12 protein-coding genes and 1 riboswitch are annotated in these 16,345 nt (G+C 71.7%); of the genes, 2 read left to right on the plus strand and 10 right to left on the minus strand.

Features of this window, described 5'->3' with window-relative positions; all coding sequences use genetic code 11:
* Positions 1-7: 7 nt before the first annotated feature.
* The 10 genes from cobI to IEY89_RS26805 form a co-directional block, all read right to left on the minus strand.
* The gene (cobI, locus tag IEY89_RS26760; protein ID WP_189150055.1) at positions 8-739 is read right to left on the minus strand and encodes a precorrin-2 C(20)-methyltransferase; all 732 of its coding nucleotides are present in this window, start codon (positions 737-739) and stop codon (positions 8-10) included.
* On the minus strand, positions 736-2,241 hold the full coding sequence (locus IEY89_RS26765) for a cobyrinic acid a,c-diamide synthase CobB (protein ID WP_189150056.1): 1,506 nt from the start codon (positions 2,239-2,241) through the stop codon (positions 736-738). Before IEY89_RS26765 ends, cobI begins: the two co-directional genes overlap by 4 nt.
* Entirely contained in the window at positions 2,241-2,840 is a 600-nt protein-coding gene (gene cobO / locus IEY89_RS26770; protein WP_189150057.1) for a cob(I)yrinic acid a,c-diamide adenosyltransferase, read from the minus strand. Before cobO ends, IEY89_RS26765 begins: the two co-directional genes overlap by 1 nt.
* Entirely contained in the window at positions 2,840-4,876 is a 2,037-nt protein-coding gene (locus IEY89_RS26775; RefSeq protein WP_189150058.1) for a putative cobaltochelatase, read from the minus strand. The genes cobO and IEY89_RS26775 overlap by 1 nt, the downstream gene beginning before the upstream one ends.
* On the minus strand, positions 4,873-8,529 hold the full coding sequence (cobN, locus tag IEY89_RS26780; protein ID WP_189150059.1) for a cobaltochelatase subunit CobN: 3,657 nt from the start codon (positions 8,527-8,529) through the stop codon (positions 4,873-4,875). Before cobN ends, IEY89_RS26775 begins: the two co-directional genes overlap by 4 nt.
* Entirely contained in the window at positions 8,526-10,067 is a 1,542-nt protein-coding gene (locus IEY89_RS26785) for a cobyric acid synthase (protein WP_189150060.1), read from the minus strand. Before IEY89_RS26785 ends, cobN begins: the two co-directional genes overlap by 4 nt.
* Positions 10,064-11,038 (minus strand): cobalamin biosynthesis protein, encoded by a 975-nt coding sequence (locus IEY89_RS26790; protein WP_189150061.1) that lies wholly within the window; start codon positions 11,036-11,038, stop codon positions 10,064-10,066. The genes IEY89_RS26785 and IEY89_RS26790 overlap by 4 nt, the downstream gene beginning before the upstream one ends.
* Positions 11,039-11,136: 98 nt before the next feature.
* Positions 11,137-11,281, minus strand: a riboswitch (cobalamin riboswitch).
* Between the two features lie 139 nt (positions 11,282-11,420).
* Complete coding sequence (locus IEY89_RS26795; protein ID WP_189150062.1) at positions 11,421-11,642, minus strand: hypothetical protein; 222 nt, start codon at positions 11,640-11,642, stop codon at positions 11,421-11,423.
* 270 nt (positions 11,643-11,912) lie between these two features.
* Positions 11,913-13,172, minus strand: coding sequence for an inorganic phosphate transporter (locus tag IEY89_RS26800; protein ID WP_189150063.1), 1,260 nt, complete (start codon positions 13,170-13,172; stop codon positions 11,913-11,915).
* Between the two features lie 142 nt (positions 13,173-13,314).
* Complete coding sequence (locus IEY89_RS26805) at positions 13,315-14,064, minus strand: lysozyme (RefSeq protein WP_189150064.1); 750 nt, start codon at positions 14,062-14,064, stop codon at positions 13,315-13,317.
* 196 nt (positions 14,065-14,260) lie between these two features.
* Here IEY89_RS26805 and IEY89_RS26810 point away from each other — a divergent pair, with 196 nt between their 5' ends.
* Together IEY89_RS26810 and IEY89_RS26815 are read left to right on the plus strand one after the other, a co-directional pair.
* Complete coding sequence (locus tag IEY89_RS26810; protein ID WP_189150065.1) at positions 14,261-14,983, plus strand: class II aldolase/adducin family protein; 723 nt, start codon at positions 14,261-14,263, stop codon at positions 14,981-14,983.
* Positions 14,984-15,055: 72 nt separating this feature from the next.
* Positions 15,056-16,183 (plus strand): alpha/beta hydrolase family protein, encoded by a 1,128-nt coding sequence (locus tag IEY89_RS26815; RefSeq protein WP_189150066.1) that lies wholly within the window; start codon positions 15,056-15,058, stop codon positions 16,181-16,183.
* Positions 16,184-16,345: the final 162 nt, after the last annotated feature.

Below are 16,345 nucleotides of genomic sequence, written 5' to 3' on the forward strand. Positions count from 1 at the left end.
CGATGGTTCACAACTTGCCGCCCCGCCCGCCGTCGCGTGGCGCGGGCGCGATGAGAGTGGAGAGGTACGGCAGCGCCGCGCCGTCGAGTTCGTCGGCGGGCCGGATGGACTCGTCGTCCAGTCCCAGAGCCGACCCCCACACAGCGTCGCCGATCCGCCCGCTCTCGCGGAGCGCCTCGGCGACCTCCCGGGCCTGCCGCCCGAACTTGTACGCCACGACGGTGCCCGGCCCGTTGAGCGCCTCCTTGAGCACAGCGGCTCCCGCGGTCACCGGCACCAGCGTCAGCGGCTCGGTCCCCTCGGTGAGCACGGCCCCCGACCGCGCCGCCAGATCCTGCATCGCGGTGATACCGGGCACGGTCTCGACGACGACGGACGGCAACAGCTCCCCGACCGTGTGGGCGAGATACGTGAACGTCGAGTACACGTTGGGATCACCGATGGTCGCGAAGGCGACGACGGAGTGCGCGCCGAGCAGCTCGGCGACCCGGGCACCGGCGGCGTCCCAGGCAGCCTCGCGCCGGGCACGGTCGGACCGCTCGTTGAGCGCGAAGACGACCCGGACGATCTTCTCGGCGCCCACATAGTGCAGCACGGTGGCCTCGGCCCGGCCCCGCTCAAGGGTGTCCATCACGGGTACGACGACCACATCGGCGGCCCGCAACGCGTTGACACCCTTGACGGTCACGAGCTCGGGATCACCGGGCCCGACCCCCACACCAATCAGCCTGCTGCTCATGACGTCCGGCACCTCTCCACGAACCGACGGGCGACACCGGGCGCCGACGCCCAGTGCGTGTGCAGATAACTCGCGTGCACACCGCGCTGTACAAACCCCTCGACCCGCCGCTCCGCACCCCGCACTCCCCAGGCGGGAGCGGCCCCCGCCCCGGGCTCGACGACGGTCCGATGAAACTCGTGCCCACGCATCCGGGTACCGGCCACCGCGAGCGAACTGTCACTCACGGCCACGGCATCCCGGTAACCGAGGGTGAGCCGATCACTCATCCGGGCGGTGGCATCGAGCACCCCGCACATGGGCAGCCCGTCCAACTCCCGGCCCAGATACAGCAACCCGGCACACTCGGCGGCAACGGGCGCACCACTCCCGGCGAGAGCGGCGACGGACTTGCGCAGAGGCTCATTGGCGGACAACTCGGCGCCGAACACCTCGGGAAACCCACCCCCGATGACCAACCCCCGTGTCCCGTCCGGCAGTTGCTCATCCCGAAGCGGATCGAACACGACGACCTCGGCCCCGGCGGCCCGCAACAACTCGACATGCTCGGCATAGGAAAAGGTGAAGGCGGCTCCGCCGGCGACAGCAACGGTCACTTCTGAGGCGCCGGCCGGCGCCTTCAGCCCGTCCGGCGCTTGAGGACGAGGCCCGTTCAGGGCCGTAGGGGGGTCTGGGGGCGCGGCCCCCAGGGATGGGACGGGCAGGGGCGGCGGGGGCGAGGCTGCATCCTTCAGCGGCTCCGCCGCGGGCAGAACCTCACCCGCATCCCACCCCGCACACGCCAACGCCCCCGCCCCCCGCGCCAACCCGAACAACGCCTCAAGATCGCACCCTGCCGAAACCTGCGCGGCCATGGCCGCAACAGCCGCCAGCGCGGCCTCCCGCCGCTCGGCGACCGGCACCAACCCCAGATGCCGAGAAGGCACATCCACCTGCGGAACCCGCCGAAGCACGCCCATCACAGGCACCCCCACCGACTCCAACGCCTCCCGCAGCATCTCCTCGTGCCGATCCGACGCGACCTTGTTGAGAATCACGCCCCCGACCCGCACCTCCGGATCCCACGACACGAACCCGTGCACGAGCGCCGCCACGGACCGGGACTGCGACGAAGCGTCCACCACCAGCACCACCGGCGCCCGCAGCAACGTGGCCACCTGAGCCGTGGACGCGAGCTCCCCCTCGCCCGCGGCCCCGTCGTAGAGCCCCATCACGCCCTCGACCACGGCGATGTCACACCCGCGCGCCCCGTGCACGAACAACGGCCCGACCAACTCGGGCCCGCACATGTACGCGTCGAGATTCCGCCCCACCCGCCCGGTGGCGAGCGCGTGATACCCGGGATCGATGTAGTCCGGCCCCACCTTGTGCGGAGACACGGCAAGCCCCCGCGCGGCGAACGCGGCCATCAACCCCGTGGCAACGGTGGTCTTGCCGCTGCCCGAGGAGGGCGCGGCAATGACCAGCCGGGGCACGGACCCGGATGACACAGAGGTGGACATCACCACTCGATACCCCGCTGCCCCTTCTGCCCGGTGTCCATCGGATGCTTGACCTTGGACATGTCCGTCACCAGATCCGCGAACTCCACCAGCTTCTCCGGAGCGTTCCGCCCGGTGATCACCACATGCTGGGTCCCCGGCCGGTCCCGCAGCACCGAGACGACCTCGTCGACATCGACCCACCCCCAGTGCATGGGATAGGCGAACTCGTCCAGCACGTACAGCTTGTACGTCTCGGCGGCGAGATCCCGCTTGACCTGCTCCCAGCCCTCCCGGGCCTTGTCCTCGTTGTCGAGCTGCTCGTCGCGCTGAACCCAGGACCAGCCCTCGCCCATCTTGTGCCAGTCGACGGTTCCGCCCTCCCCGCTGGCCCCCAGCACCCGGAGCGCGTTCTCCTCGCCCACCTTCCACTTCGCCGACTTGACGAACTGGAACACTCCGATGGGCCACCCCTGATTCCAGGCGCGCAGAGCGAGCCCGAAAGCGGCGGTCGACTTGCCCTTCCCGATCCCCGTGTGCACGACGACAAGCGGCCGGTTGCGCCGCTGCCTGGTCGTCAGACCGTCGTCCGGCACGACACTCGGCTGCCCCTGAGGCATTACGCGGCCCTCCTGTTGCCCTGCCCGTTGCCCTGAACGTCCCTGACCAGCCCGGCGATCGAATCGGCCCGCAGCTCGTCCAGTGTCACGGCGGTACCCCCCAGGTCACCGGCGAGCTGAGCGGCCAACCCGAGCCGCACGACCCCCGACTCACAGTCGACGACGACCGAGGCGACGCCCTCGGCCGCGAACAACCGAGCGGCCCGCGCCCCCAGCGCGACCGGCTCGGGCCCCCCGGTGGCCCGCCCGTCCGTGACGACCACGACGAGCGCCCGCTGCGCCGGATCCCGGAGCCGCTCGACCCGCAGCACGTCGTGCGCCTTCAACAGCCCGGCCCCGAGCGGCGTCCGCCCACCGGTGGGCAACGACTCCAGCCGAGCAGCAGCCGCGTCGACCGAGGACGTAGGCGGCAGCGCCACCTCGGCACCCGACCCCCGGAACGTCACGAGCCCCACCTTGTCCCGCCGCTGATAAGCGTCGAGCAACAGCGACAGCACAGCGCCCTTCACGGCGCTCATCCGCTGCCGGGCAGCCATCGACCCCGAGGCATCGACGACGAACAGCACGAGATTCCCCTCGCGCCCCTCCCGCGTGGCCTGCCGCAGATCGTCCCGCCGCACCACCAGCCCACGCCCGGCCCGCCCCCGCGCCCGCTGATGCGGCGCGGCGGCCTGCACGGTGGCCGCCAGGTGCAGCTTGGTGAGCGCCCCTTGAGGCCGTCGGGACCCTGTCGTCCGCCCCCGCTCGGTACGCGCCCGCGACCGCCGCCCGGCGGCACCCTCACCCACACCGGGAACGCTCAGCACCTTGGTACGAAAGGGCTCACCGGCCCGCACGGGCTGCTGCTCGCCGGACCCGGCCCCCGAGGGCTGCGGCTCCCCGCTCTCCCCGGCCTCGGGCCGCGCGCCGGCGTCGTCCCCCTGCGGACCGTCGGACTCGGGGCTCCGACCACCGCCACCACCGGGCCCGTCCGGCCCGGGATCGGGGTCAGGATCCTCGTCCTCACCGTCCGCCCCCGACCCCTGCCCGCCGAACTCCTCCAACGTCTCGTCGAGCTTGTTCTCGTCAAGTCCGGGCGCGTCAAAGGGATTCCGCCGCCGCCGATGAGGCAGAGCGAGCAACGCGGCCTGCCGTACGTCCTCGGCGAGCACGTCGGTACGCCCGTCCCAGGCGGCCAGCGCGACCGCCGTCCGCGCCATCACGATGTCGGCGCGCATCCCGTCCACCTCGAAGGCGGCACAGGTGGCGGCGATCTGCCGCAACGCCCCGTCGCCCAGCCGCACCGACGGCAACAGCTCCCGCGCGGCGACGATCCGGGCCCGTACGGCGGATTCCTCGTCGGCCCACCGAGCGGCGAACCCGGCGGGATCGTCGTCGTACGCCAGCCGCCGCCGCACGACCTCCACCCGCTGATCGGGCTCCCGCGAGGCCGCGACCTCGACGGTCAGCCCGAACCGGTCGAGAAGCTGCGGCCGAAGCTCACCCTCCTCGGGATTCATGGTCCCGACGAGCAGGAACTTCGCCGCGTGCCGTACGGAGACACCTTCACGTTCGACGTACGAGGCACCCATCGCGGCGGCGTCCAGCAGCAGGTCGACGAGGTGGTCGTGAAGGAGATTGACCTCGTCGACGTAGAGAATCCCGCGATGCGCATCGGCCAACAGGCCCGGCTCGAACGCCTTCACGCCCTCCGCGAGCGCCCGCTCGATGTCGAGGGCCCCGACAAGCCGGTCCTCGGACGCACCGACGGGCAGCTCGACCGTACGGGCGGCCCGGGACACATGGGCCCCGGCCTCGTGGGGCCCGTCGGGACAGGCCGGATCGGGCGCCCCGGGATCGCACGAGAACCGGCACCCGGCGACGACATCGACCGCGGGCAGCAGCACCGAAAGGGCGCGTACGGCAGTCGACTTGGCAGTGCCCTTCTCGCCACGGACGAGCACGCCGCCCACCGTCGGCGAGACGGCGTTCAGCAGCAGCGCGAGCCGCAGATCGTCCTGGCCGACGACGGCCGTGAACGGAAACGGGGTACTCACTTGTCGTCGCCCTCCAGATCGCCTTCGAGCTCCAGGTAGGTCGCGCGCAGCCGCTCGATCGTGGCGGCGTCCGGCTCGGCCCACAACCCACGGTCGGCGGCTTCCAGCAACCGTTCCGTGATCCCGCGCAACGCCCACGGGTTGGACGTCTTCATGAAGTCCCGGTTCTCCGGGTCGAAGACGTACTCGGCGCTGAGCTTCTCGTACATCCAGTCGTCCACGACCCCGGCCGTGGCGTCGTACCCGAAGAGGTAGTCCACGGTCGCGGCCATCTCGAACGCGCCCTTGTACCCGTGCCGCCGCATCGCCGCCATCCAGCGCGGGTTGACCACCCGCGCCCGGAACACCCGGTGGGTCTCCTCGCCCAGCGTTCGCGTCTTCACCTGGTCGGGAGTCGCGGAGTCACCGACGTACGCCTCGGGACTCGCCCCCGTCAGGTGCCGCACCATGGCGACCATGCCGCCGTGGTACTGGAAGTAGTCGTCGGCGTCGACAAGGTCGTGCTCCCGTGTGTCGACGTTCTTCGCCGCCACCGCGATCCGCCGGAACGCCGTCTCCATGTCCCCCCGGGCGGCCCGCCCGTCGAGCCCGCGCCCGTACGCGTAACCGCCCCACACCGCGTACACCTCGGCGAGGTCCGCGTCCGACCGCCAGTTGCGGGCGTCGATCAGCGGCAGCAGTCCGGCGCCGTAAGCCCCCGGCTTCGACCCGAAGATACGGGCCGTCGCCCGCCGCCGGTCGCCGTGCTCGGCGGTATCGGCGTCCACGTGGGCCCGTACGAAGTTGGACTCGGCCGGCTCGTCCAGGTCCGCGACCGCCCGCACCGCGTCGTCGATCAGCCCGACCACATGCGGGAACGCGTCCCGGAAGAACCCGGAGATACGGACCGTGACGTCGATGCGGGGCCGCCCCAGCTCCGCCACCGGCACCACCTCGAACCCGGTCACCCGGCGCGACGCGTCGTCCCACACCGGACGGCAGCCCAGCAGCGCCAGGATCTCGGCGATGTCGTCGCCCTGCGTCCGCATGGCCGACGTACCCCAGACCGTCAGACCGACGGAGGTCGGATACTCGCCGTTGTCGGATACGTACCGCTGCACGAGCGAGTCGGCGAGCGCCTGTCCGACCTCCCAACTCAGCCTGGACGGAATGGCCTTGGGGTCGACGGAGTAGAAGTTGCGGCCGGTCGGCAGGACGTTCACGAGCCCGCGCGTGGGCGAACCCGAGGGCCCCGCCGGAACGTAACCGCCGTCAAGTGCCTTGAGGATGTGGGTGATCTCGTCCGTCGTACGAGCCAGCCGGGGCACCACCTCATTGCAGGCGAACTCCAACACCGCGATGGCGTCCGGAAGTTCGAGACCGACGACGTCACGCACGAGAGCGGGAACCGTCGTGGCCTCCCACGCCCGCTCCTCCATGCCCTCGGCGAGCCGCCGGCACAGCTGCTCCAGCAGATCGATCGCGTCGGCGGCCGAACGCGCCGGTCCCTCGACGAGATCCGTCAGCTCGACCGGCAGCTTCACCGGAGCCCCCGGCTCGGCCAGCAACTCCTTCTCGACCAGGCCGAAGTGCTCGGCGAGACAGGCCCGCAGACCCGGCAGCGCGTTCGCCGTACCGCCCCACACCTGCGAGGCCCGCAGCACCGCCAGGACGAGGTTCACGCGTGGCTCGGCCTCCGGGCCGCCGCCGAGAATGTGCAGCCCGTCGCGGATCTGTACGTCCTTGATCTCGCACAGATAGCCGTCGATGTGCATGACGAACTCGTCGAACGCGTCGTCGTCCGGCTGGTCGTCCACATGCAGGTCGTGATGCAGCTCGGCCGCCTTGACCAGGGTCCAGATCTGGGCGCGCACCGCCGGTGCCTTCGTCGGATCCAGGTCGGAGACGAGCGCGTACTCGTCGAGAAGCTGCTCCAGCTTCGCCAGGTCGCCGTAGGTGTCCGCGCGCGCCATCGGCGGTACGAGGTGGTCGACGACCGTGGCGTGCCCGCGCCGCTTGGCCTGGGTGCCCTCGCCGGGGTCGTTGACGATGAAGGGGTAGACGAGGGGGAGTTCACCGAGCACGGCGTCCGGCCCGCACCCCTTGCTCAGCCCGAGTCCCTTGCCGGGCAGCCATTCCATGGTGCCGTGCTTGCCCATGTGGACGACCGCGTCGGCGCCGAAGCTGTTCTCCAGCCAGCGGTAGGCCGCCATGTAGTGGTGGGACGGCGGCATGTCCGGGTCGTGGTAGATCGCGATCGGATTCTCGCCGAAGCCGCGCGGCGGCTGGATCATCACGACGACGTTTCCGAACTGGAGGGAGGCCAGCACGATGTCGTCCCCGTCGACGTACAGGTTGCCCGGAGGCTCGCCCCACGCCTCCAGCATCCCGTCCCGCAACCCGCTGTCCAGCTTGTCGAACCATGCCTGATAGTCGGCCAGCGGCACCCGCGCGGGCGCCGCCGCCAGCTGATCCTCCGTCAGCCACTCCACGTCGTGGCCGCCGGCCGCGATGAGCCGGTGGATCAACTCGTCGCCGTTGTCGGGGTATTCGGTGAGGGAGTACCCGGCGGCGCGCAGCGCGTCCAGCACCCGTACCGCCGACGCGGGAGTGTCCAGGCCCACCGCGTTGCCGACGCGCGAGTGCTTCGTCGGGTAGGCGGTGAAGACGAGGGCGAGCTTCTTGTCGGCGTTCGGCTTGTGCCTCAACCGGGCGTGCCGTACGGCGATTCCGGCGACGCGGGCGGCCCGCTCGGGGTCGGCCAGGTACACCGGCACGCCGTCGGGGCCGTCCTCCTTGAAGGAGAACGGCACGGTGATCAGCCGGCCGTCGAACTCGGGGATCGCGACCTGCATCGCCGCGTCCATGGGGGAGAGGGCCGCGTCGGACCCGTCCCAGGTGGCCCTCGACGACGTCAGGCACAGTCCTTGCAGCACAGGGACGTCGAGGTCGGCGAGCGCCCCGATGTCCCAGGCCTCCTCGTCGCCGCCGGCCGAGGCCTCCGAGGCGTGCGTGCCGCCGGCGGCGAGGACGGTGGCGATCAGGGCGTCGGCGCCGGCGAGCAGCTCGTACAGACCGGCGTCGGCCCCGCGCAGTGAACCGCAGTACACGGGAAGGGCGTTGGCGCCCCGCGCCTCGATCGCGTCGCACAGCGTGTCGACGAACCCGGTGTTGCCGCTGAGCTCGTGGGCCCGGTAGAAGAGCACCCCGATGGTCGGACGGCCGCTCTCCCGCGCGTACGAGCCGTGCACCCCGTACTCGGGCATCTTCTGCGGCTCGTCGAACCCCTCGCCGGTCAGCAGCACGGTGTCGGACAGGAACCGCGCCATCTCCACGAGGTTGGCGGGCCCGCCCTCGACGAGGTAGCGCAGCGCCTCCGCGACCACACCGGCGGGCACCGACGACTCGGCCATCAGCTCGGCGTCGGGAACCGTCTCCCCGCCGAGCAGCACGGTCGGCACGCCGGACGTCCTGAGATAGGCGAGCCCGTCCTCCCAGGCCCGCTTGCCGCCCAGGAGCCGTACGACGGCGATGTCCGCGCCCTCGACGAGCGCGGGCAGTTCCTCCGCGACATCCACCCGGGTCGGATTACCGATCCGGTACGAGGCACCGGAAGCGGCCCGGGCCGCCAGCAGGTCCGTGTCGGCGGTCGACAACAACAACACTGTGCTCATGCGGGCGCTCCCGGTGGAATGAAAGGCAGTCCTTGCGGCGCGCCCGACTCGATGAGCCGCCAGAGCGCGTCCGTGTCCGCGTGCTGTTCGACGAGATCGCCGAGCAGGTCGAGCTGTTCCTCGCGCAACCCGGCGAAGGAGGTGTCGGCGGCCGGCACGAAGCGGCGGCCCGCGGCGGCGGCCACCTCGCGCAGGAACGCCCGCCGGAACCCGTCGGATTCGAGCGAGCCGTGCCAGTGCGTACCCCAGACGCTCCCGACCCGGCATCCGTCCAGGAAGGTTTCCCCACCCAGGACCTCGGCGACCCCGTGATGGATCTCGTACCCCTCGACCTGTTCGCCGAGGGCGGTGCCGACGGGCCGGGTGAGGGTCTTCTCGCGGGCGAACCGCACCCTTACGGGAAGAACCCCGAGCCCTTCGACATGGCCCTGCCTGCTCTCGACGTCGTCCTCGATGTGCTCGCCGAGAACCTGGAAGCCACCGCAGATGCCGAGCACGGGCCGCCCCTCGGCCGCCCGGCGCGTGATGGCGTCCGCGAGCCCGCGCTCCCGCAGCCACGCCAGCGCCTTCACGGTTCCCCGGGTGCCGGGGACGACGACGAGGTCGGCGTCGGCCAGTTCCTCCGGCCGGTCCACGAACCGCACCACGACGCCCGGTTCGGCGGCGAGGGCGTCCACGTCGGTGAAGTTGGACATCAGCGGGACCGCGCACACGGCGACCCGCAGCACGTCCTCCCCGACGGGCGGGGCGACGTTCGACTCCCGGACCGTCCCCCGCAGCACTGTGTTTGATTTGAAAGCGGGCCGCAGCCCGTCCTCCTCGTCGATGCCGAGCCCGTGCCGGAAGGGCAGCACGCCGTACGTCGGCCGCCCGGTCAGCCCGAGCAGCATGTCGAGGCCGGGTTCGAGCAGGGTGACGTCACCGCGGAACTTGTTGACGAGGAACCCGGCGACGAGCGCCTGGTCCTCGGGAGACAGCAGGGCGACCGTCCCGAAGAAGGAGGCGAAGACCCCGCCACGGTCGATGTCGCCGACGACGAGCACCGGGAGCCGGGCGTTGCGCGCGATTCCCATGTTGACGATGTCGGTCCGCCGGAGATTGATCTCGGCGGGAGAACCGGCCCCCTCACAGATCACCGCGTCATACGTGCCCCGCAGTTCGGCGAGACACTCCAGCACGGTCCCGAGAAGTTGCCGCTGCCGCCCTCCGTGATAGCCGCGCGCACTCATCTCGCCCACGGGCTTCCCCATGAGTACGACCTGACTGCTCTGTTCGCCCCCCGGCTTCAGTAGTACGGGGTTCATCAGCGCCGTCGGCTCGATCCGGCACGCCTGGGCCTGCATGGCCTGCGCCCGCCCGATCTCGGCACCCTCACGCGTGACGAAGGAGTTGAGGGACATGTTCTGCGCCTTGAACGGCGCGACCTTGACCCCCTGCCGCACCAGCCACCGGCAGATCCCGGCGGTGACGACACTCTTTCCGGCGTCGGAGGTGGTCCCGGCGACGAGCAGCCCACCACCGAGTCTCCCGCCACTCATGAGGTACACCCCTTCGCGTTCATGCGCCTGTTGACGCCCGTGCTCGCGAGAAGCCGCCCGGCGACACTGACACCGAGGGCCAGCCAGGCCACGCGCCGCGACAGCCGTACGGCACGCTCGACATCGGGCACGCCGACAGCCCGCCCGGACTCCCCGTTGAGCACGGGCCGGTGCTCGACCCGCCCCCCGTAGGACAGCGTTCCGCCGAGCCGAACCCCCAACGCCCCCGCGAACGAAGCCTCCACGGGCCCCGCGTTGGGACTGGGATGGCGTCCGGCATCGGCACGCCAGGCCCGGACGGCACCGCGCGGATCACTGCCGGCGACGGCGGCGAGTACGGCGGTCAGCCGCGCCCCCGGCCACCCGGCGAGGTCGTCGAGCCGGGCGGAGGCCCACCCGAACCGCCGGTACCTCTCCGACCTGTGCCCGACCATCGCGTCAAGGGTGTTGACGGCCCGGAACCCGACCAGCCCGGGCACCCCGCCCACTGCGCCCCAGACGAGCGCGCCCACCACGGCGTCGGAGGTGTTCTCGGCGACGGACTCGACTACGGCCCGGGCGATCCCGTCGGAGTCGAGGGCCTGCGGATCCCGCCCGCACAGATGCGGCAGCCGCTCCCGCGCACCCTCGACGTCCCCGGCCTCCAGGGACCGCCCGACTGCCCGCGCCTCCCGGCCGAGAGAGGTACCGCCGACAACGGCCCAGGTCGCGGCGGCGGTCAGCGCGACGGAAGCGGTACGGGACGGACGTACGACGCGACCGGCCGCCGCGGCAAGGGAGACGGCGCCTCCCACACACACGGCGGTGTGCAGCGCGCCCCACCCCCGGTGGTCCCGCCACAGCACCCGCTCGACGGCACCGGCGGCCCGCCCGAACGCGGCGACCGGATGCCCGCGGCGAGGGTCGCCCAGGATCAGATCACCGAGGAGTCCGGCGGTGGCGCCGTACGCGAAGACGCGATCGGCACGCATCGGCTCAGCCGACCGTGGGGGCGGGCAACGACCTGGTGCTGTGCCTCGAACGGCAGCCGAACATGGCGATATGTCCTCACTCAGGGTGTCCACGCCCTGGTTCGACGAGACCGGCGGCAAGAGTTCCTGGCTCCCGGGTTACCTACCCCGGTGACAGTGGCGGGACCGCGCCGGATTCGCACCGGCTTCCTCTTCTGCCGCCGTACATGGCCCCGGCAGTCCACCACGGGCCCGGAACACCCGTCAACTTGCCGCTGACCTGGAAAGGAGGACTGTGCTGAGCCCCACACCGCGACCGGATCGGGGCGACGAAACAAAGCCCGCCCCGACCATGACCACCAGCGAGGCGGCCACGGTCGGAGCGGGCGAGGCGTGTCGGCCCTCAGGCCACGATCAGATAGATCCCGTACGCCACGACTGCCGCACAGGCGGCGAAGCACGCGTACGCCCCGGTGACGGCCAGCCCCGCCGACTCCCCCTGCGCCACCGCCCGTTCGCGGCGCGAGAGCCCGACGATGCCCAGGGTGAACACGCCCACCATGACCACGGTGATGACGAGGCTGACGCCGAAGACGGAGCCGAGGGCTGCCCAGTCGATCTTCATGTTGCTTCCTTCTTCTCGCTCGGGTCTGTCGTCAGATTCCCGCCGTCCGCCCGGAGGGCGGGCCTGGCGCCCGCCGCGGCAGCGGCTCGTGTCTGAGGAGATGCGTGCTCTCGGCGTGCCGGGTGCGGGCCCTCGTGCTGGTTGTACGTGGTCCGTGTCCGGTGCGTCGAGTGGGGGCACCTCCCCCGCCCTTGAGGCAGTGGGGGAGGGTGCATGGCGTCGCCAGGCAGGCGGGAATCTGACGACAGCCCCGAGGGCCGGGAGTCGGACTCAGAGGGCTGTGGCCGACGGCTTGGCCGTCACCTCGGCCGGGGACGGGATGGTCGCCGTCAGGTCGTCGGCGACGGTGCCCACCGGCGGCGGGGTCACAGCGGCGATGGCCGTCGTGACGATGCCCGCGGGCTCCGCGTTCTGGGAGGTCTCGCCCTCGACATGGTTGACGTTCGTGTGGTCGATCACCTCGCGGCGCGACACGACCCAGATCGCCGCGCTCGAAGTGACCAGGAAGACGGCAACCAGAGCCGTGCCCCAGTCCCCGAACCCGGTCACCCACTCCGCGATCGCACCCACCAGTGCCGCCGCCGGCAGCGTCAGTCCCCACGCCACGAACATCCGGGTCGCCGTCGACCAGCGGACCACGCCGCCCTTGCGGCCGAGGCCCGCGCCCATCACCGAGCCCGACACGGAGTGCGTGGTGGAGAGGGAGAAGCCGAGGTGGGAGGAGGCCAGGATGACCGTCGCCGCGCTGGTCTGGGCGGCGAAGCCCTGCTGGGGCTGGAGGTCGGTCAGGCCCTTGCCCATCGTCCGGATGATGCGCCAGCCGCCCAGGTACGTGCCGAGCGCGATGGCCAGGCCCGCGGACAGGATGACCCACACCGGGGGATCGGAGTCGGGGGAGACCGCGCCGCCCGCGACCAGGGCGAGGGTGATGATGCCCATCGTCTTCTGCGCGTCGTTCGTGCCGTGGGCCAGCGACACCAGGCCCGCGGAGGCGATCTGGCCGACCCGGAAGCCCTTCTCCGCCGCCTTGCCCTCGGCCCGCTTGGCGCCGAGCCGGTACGACAGCCGGGTTGCCAGCATGGCCGCCATGCCCGCCACCAGCGGGGCGGCGATCGCCGGGATCAGCACCTTCGTCACCAGCACGTCGCCGTGGACGGCGCCCGCGCCCGCCGAGGCGATGGTCGCGCCGATCAGGCCGCCCATCAGGGCGTGCGAGGAGCTGGAGGGGAGTCCGACCAGCCAGGTCAGCAGGTTCCAGAGGATCGCGCCGACCAGTGCGGCGAAGATCACCTCGGGACGGATACCGCTCTCGTCGACGAGGCCCTTGGAGATCGTGTTGGCGACCTCGACGGAAAGGAAAGCGCCCACGAGGTTGAGGACGGCCGACATGGCCACCGCGACCTTGGGCTTGAGCGCACCGGTCGAGATGGTGGTGGCCATCGCGTTCGCGGTGTCGTGGAAACCGTTCGTGAAATCGAACGCAAGCGCGGTGACGACCACGATCGCGAGGATCAGCGAGAAGCTTTCCATTTACCCAGATTTCTTCAGAACGTCAGTGCCTGGTGGACCGTAGGCAACCTGGATGAACGGAAGGTGAACTGGTGGGGGATGGTGGGTGACTTGAATCGGGGCGCCGCTCCTCCGGAGATGCCGGACGGGCGACGCCCCCTTGTCACGCCCCTTGTGCGAACCGCCTGAGCTGGGCCGGCGTCCCGTTGAAGAGATTCTGGTCACCCGGCAGTGAGCCGCTGTTGTCGTACTGCCAGAAGGTCCATCGCTTCCAGCCGCCGGACGGCAGCGCCCCCGCGTCGGCCGCGTCGTAGCGGGCCAGCCACAGGGCGTGCTTCGAGGTGAAGACACTGCTGCTGTTCGTGCAGGTGTTCCACCAGTGCGCGGTCGTGTAGATGACCGGACGGCGGTCGGTGAGCCGGTCGACCTCGTTGCTGAAGGCCGTGATCCAGCCGGCCATCTCCGCCTTGCCGAGGCCGTAGCACTTGTCCTTTCCGTACGGGTTGTACTCGATGTCGAGCGCGGGCGGCAGCGTCCAGCCGTCCGCACGCCAGGCCCCGCCGTTGCGCACGAAGTACCGGGCCTGGGTGATGCCGGACGACCTGTCCGGCAGGGCGAAGTGGTAGGCGCCGCGGATCAGGCCGGCGGCGCGTGAACCGTCGTACTGCCGGCTGAAGTACGGGCTGCGGTAGGTGTGGGACTCGGTCGCCTTGACGTAGACGAAAGTGGCGCCCTTCGCCTTCGCGGACCGCCAGTCGACGTCCTTCTGGTGCGACGAGACGTCGTGCCCCCTCGGCTTCCCCGCCGCCGAGACCGGAACCTCCGTCAGGACGGTCCCTCCGATGGTGATCGCCGCCGCGGTGGCCGCGAGGGCACGGGAGCGGCGGCGGAAGGGTCGGTGATCACGGGCCATGTGTCCCCCGGAATGGCTGCGCGTGTGACAAATCCCCAGGAGGCTACTGGAAGATCGACAGATTTCCGGCGCTCCCCGGCCAAAGCGCACGCACACGCCGATGCGCACGCATACGCGCCCTTACGGTCGCCGCAGTTCCCCCCTGCAGTGCCCTCGCCCGCCGCCGGTACGGGACCGTGGCTGGCAGGATCGGGGCATGGCTGAGCAGCGGTGGGACGGACGTGACGTGGGGGACGACGTGCAGGGAGCGGGTACGGCGGAGGGGCGTGCCGTGTCCGACGAGACGGCGCGTGCCTGGGCCGGGCTCGTCGCGACGGCCCGCCGCACGGTGGCCGACGGTCTGGTGGTCGGCACCTCCGGCAACGTCTCCGTGCGCGTCGGGGACACCGTCCTGGTCACACCGTCCGGCGTTCCGTACGACCGGCTCACCCCCGACGGTGTCGTCGGCGTCGACCTGACCGGCCGCCAGGTCCTCGGCACCCTGATCCCGACGAGCGAACTGCCCATGCATCTCGCCGTCTACCGCGCCACCGACGCCCGCGCGATCGTCCACACCCACGCCGTCCACGCGACCGCCGTCTCGACGCTCGTGCGAGAGCTGCCGCTGATCCACTACATGGCGGGCGACCTCGGCGGCCCCGTCCGAGTCGCCCCGTATGCGACATACGGCACGCAGGAGTTGGCCGAGAACATGCTCCGGGCCCTGACCGACCGTGCCGCCTGTCTCCTCCAGAACCACGGCACGCTCGCCCACGGTGCCACCCTCGACCAGGCGTACGACCGCACCGCCCAGCTGGAGTGGATGTGCCGTGTCTGGCTGACGGCCTCCTCCCTGCCCGGACTGGCCCCGACGCTGCTGTCGGAGCAGCAGGTGAGCGAGGCGGGGGAGCGGCTCAAGGGATACGGGCAGCGGGGTTAGCGGGGGAGAGGGCCCCACTCCCACCTCGTCCTCCCGCTGGCCGTCGGAGCACTCCGCAAGGAAACTGGGTCCGTGCGTCCAGTCACCGCGACGGCCGCTGCCGTCACCGCAGCCCTGGCAGCAGGCGCCGCCAGTGTCGCCGCCGGCCGCTACGCCAGCGACGCCGCCCTCAAGGCGCCCCCTGGCAGGCCCCTGCCCACCGAACCCCGGCTCACCGTGCACTCCACCGCCGCCGGCCGGGTCGTGCTCACCCGCGCCCTGGCCTCCCAGCGCCCCGGCATCTACGGCCTCGCCCGTGACGGCGCCCACGCCGTCGTCGGTCCCGTCCTGAACCACGCGACCCACTCCGCCGACACGGTCGTACGTCGCCTCGAACGGGTCACCCACGGCACCCTGGAGCCCCGCGACAAGGTCTGGCTCACCCCGAACGTGTACGTCGGCGACCCCGGCGCCGCTCTCGGACTCGACCACCTCGACGTCGAGATCCCCGGTGAACTCGGCGCTCTGCCCGCCTGGTTCGTGCCCGGGGCCCGCAGCACCTGGGTGATCACCGTGCACGGACTCGGCGCCACCCGCGAGCACCCTCTGAACGTGCTGCCGTTCCTCCACCGCCGGCGTTTCCCGGTCCTCGACCTCGCCTACCGGGGTGATCCGGGCGCTCCCCGGCCCCAGGACGGCCTGGGGCACCTGGGCGAGACCGAGTGGCGCGACCTCGACGCGGCGATCCGGTACGCCCTGCGCCACGGCGCCGAGCACGTCGTCCTGTACGGCTGGTCCACCGGCGCCACCATGGCCCTGCGGGCCGCCGCCCACTCGGCGCTGCGCGACCGGGTGTCCGGGCTGGTCCTGGACTCGCCGGTGCTCAGCTGGGAGACCACCCTGCGCGCCCTCGCCACGGCCCGTCGCACCCCGGGCGTGCTGCTCCCGCTGGCGGTGCGCGCCGCCCAGGGCCGCACCGGTCTGCACGGTGGCCCCGAGGGACCCGCCGCCGACCCCGCCCGGCTCACCGTCCCGGCCCTGATCCTCCACGGCCCCGCCGACACGATCGCCCCCTGGGGCCCCTCCCGCCGCCTCGCGGCCCGTCGCCCCGACCTGGTCACCCTGCACCAGGTCGCGGACGCCCCGCACGGCGCGATGTGGAACGCGGACCCGGCGACGTACGAGGAAGCCCTGCGCCGCTTCCTCACCCCCCTGATGTAGGCGACCCGGCGCCCCGGCCCTCGGCGACCCCGACCGGCGTCCGCACCGCGAAACGCCTGGTCCGCCGCCCCCCGCCCCCGTGCCGACGCACCGCACACCCGCTTCCGTTTAAGCCTGGACCACTGGCTTGAACACCCCTCTGGACCCCTACCCGACCCCCCT

The sequence above is a fragment of the Streptomyces lacrimifluminis genome (assembly GCF_014646095.1).
GTDB classification, from domain to species: Bacteria; Actinomycetota; Actinomycetes; order Streptomycetales; family Streptomycetaceae; genus Streptomyces; species Streptomyces lacrimifluminis.

Bases quoted from the DNA above. Each gene is read 5' to 3' on its own strand.
- cobI (WP_189150055.1), bottom strand. From the start codon at position 739: ATGAGCAGCAGGCTGATTGGTGTGGGGGTCGGGCCCGGTGATCCCGAG.
- IEY89_RS26765 (WP_189150056.1), bottom strand. From the start codon at position 2,241: ATGTCCACCTCTGTGTCATCCGGGTCCGTGCCCCGGCTGGTCATTGCC.
- cobO (WP_189150057.1), bottom strand. From the start codon at position 2,840: ATGCCTCAGGGGCAGCCGAGTGTCGTGCCGGACGACGGTCTGACGACC.
- cobN (WP_189150059.1), bottom strand. From the start codon at position 8,529: ATGAGCACAGTGTTGTTGTTGTCGACCGCCGACACGGACCTGCTGGCG.
- IEY89_RS26785 (WP_189150060.1), bottom strand. From the start codon at position 10,067: ATGAGTGGCGGGAGACTCGGTGGTGGGCTGCTCGTCGCCGGGACCACC.
- IEY89_RS26790 (WP_189150061.1), bottom strand. From the start codon at position 11,038: ATGCGTGCCGATCGCGTCTTCGCGTACGGCGCCACCGCCGGACTCCTC.
- IEY89_RS26795 (WP_189150062.1), bottom strand. From the start codon at position 11,642: ATGAAGATCGACTGGGCAGCCCTCGGCTCCGTCTTCGGCGTCAGCCTC.
- IEY89_RS26800 (WP_189150063.1), bottom strand. From the start codon at position 13,172: ATGGAAAGCTTCTCGCTGATCCTCGCGATCGTGGTCGTCACCGCGCTT.
- IEY89_RS26805 (WP_189150064.1), bottom strand. From the start codon at position 14,064: ATGGCCCGTGATCACCGACCCTTCCGCCGCCGCTCCCGTGCCCTCGCG.
- IEY89_RS26810 (WP_189150065.1), top strand. From the start codon at position 14,261: ATGGCTGAGCAGCGGTGGGACGGACGTGACGTGGGGGACGACGTGCAG.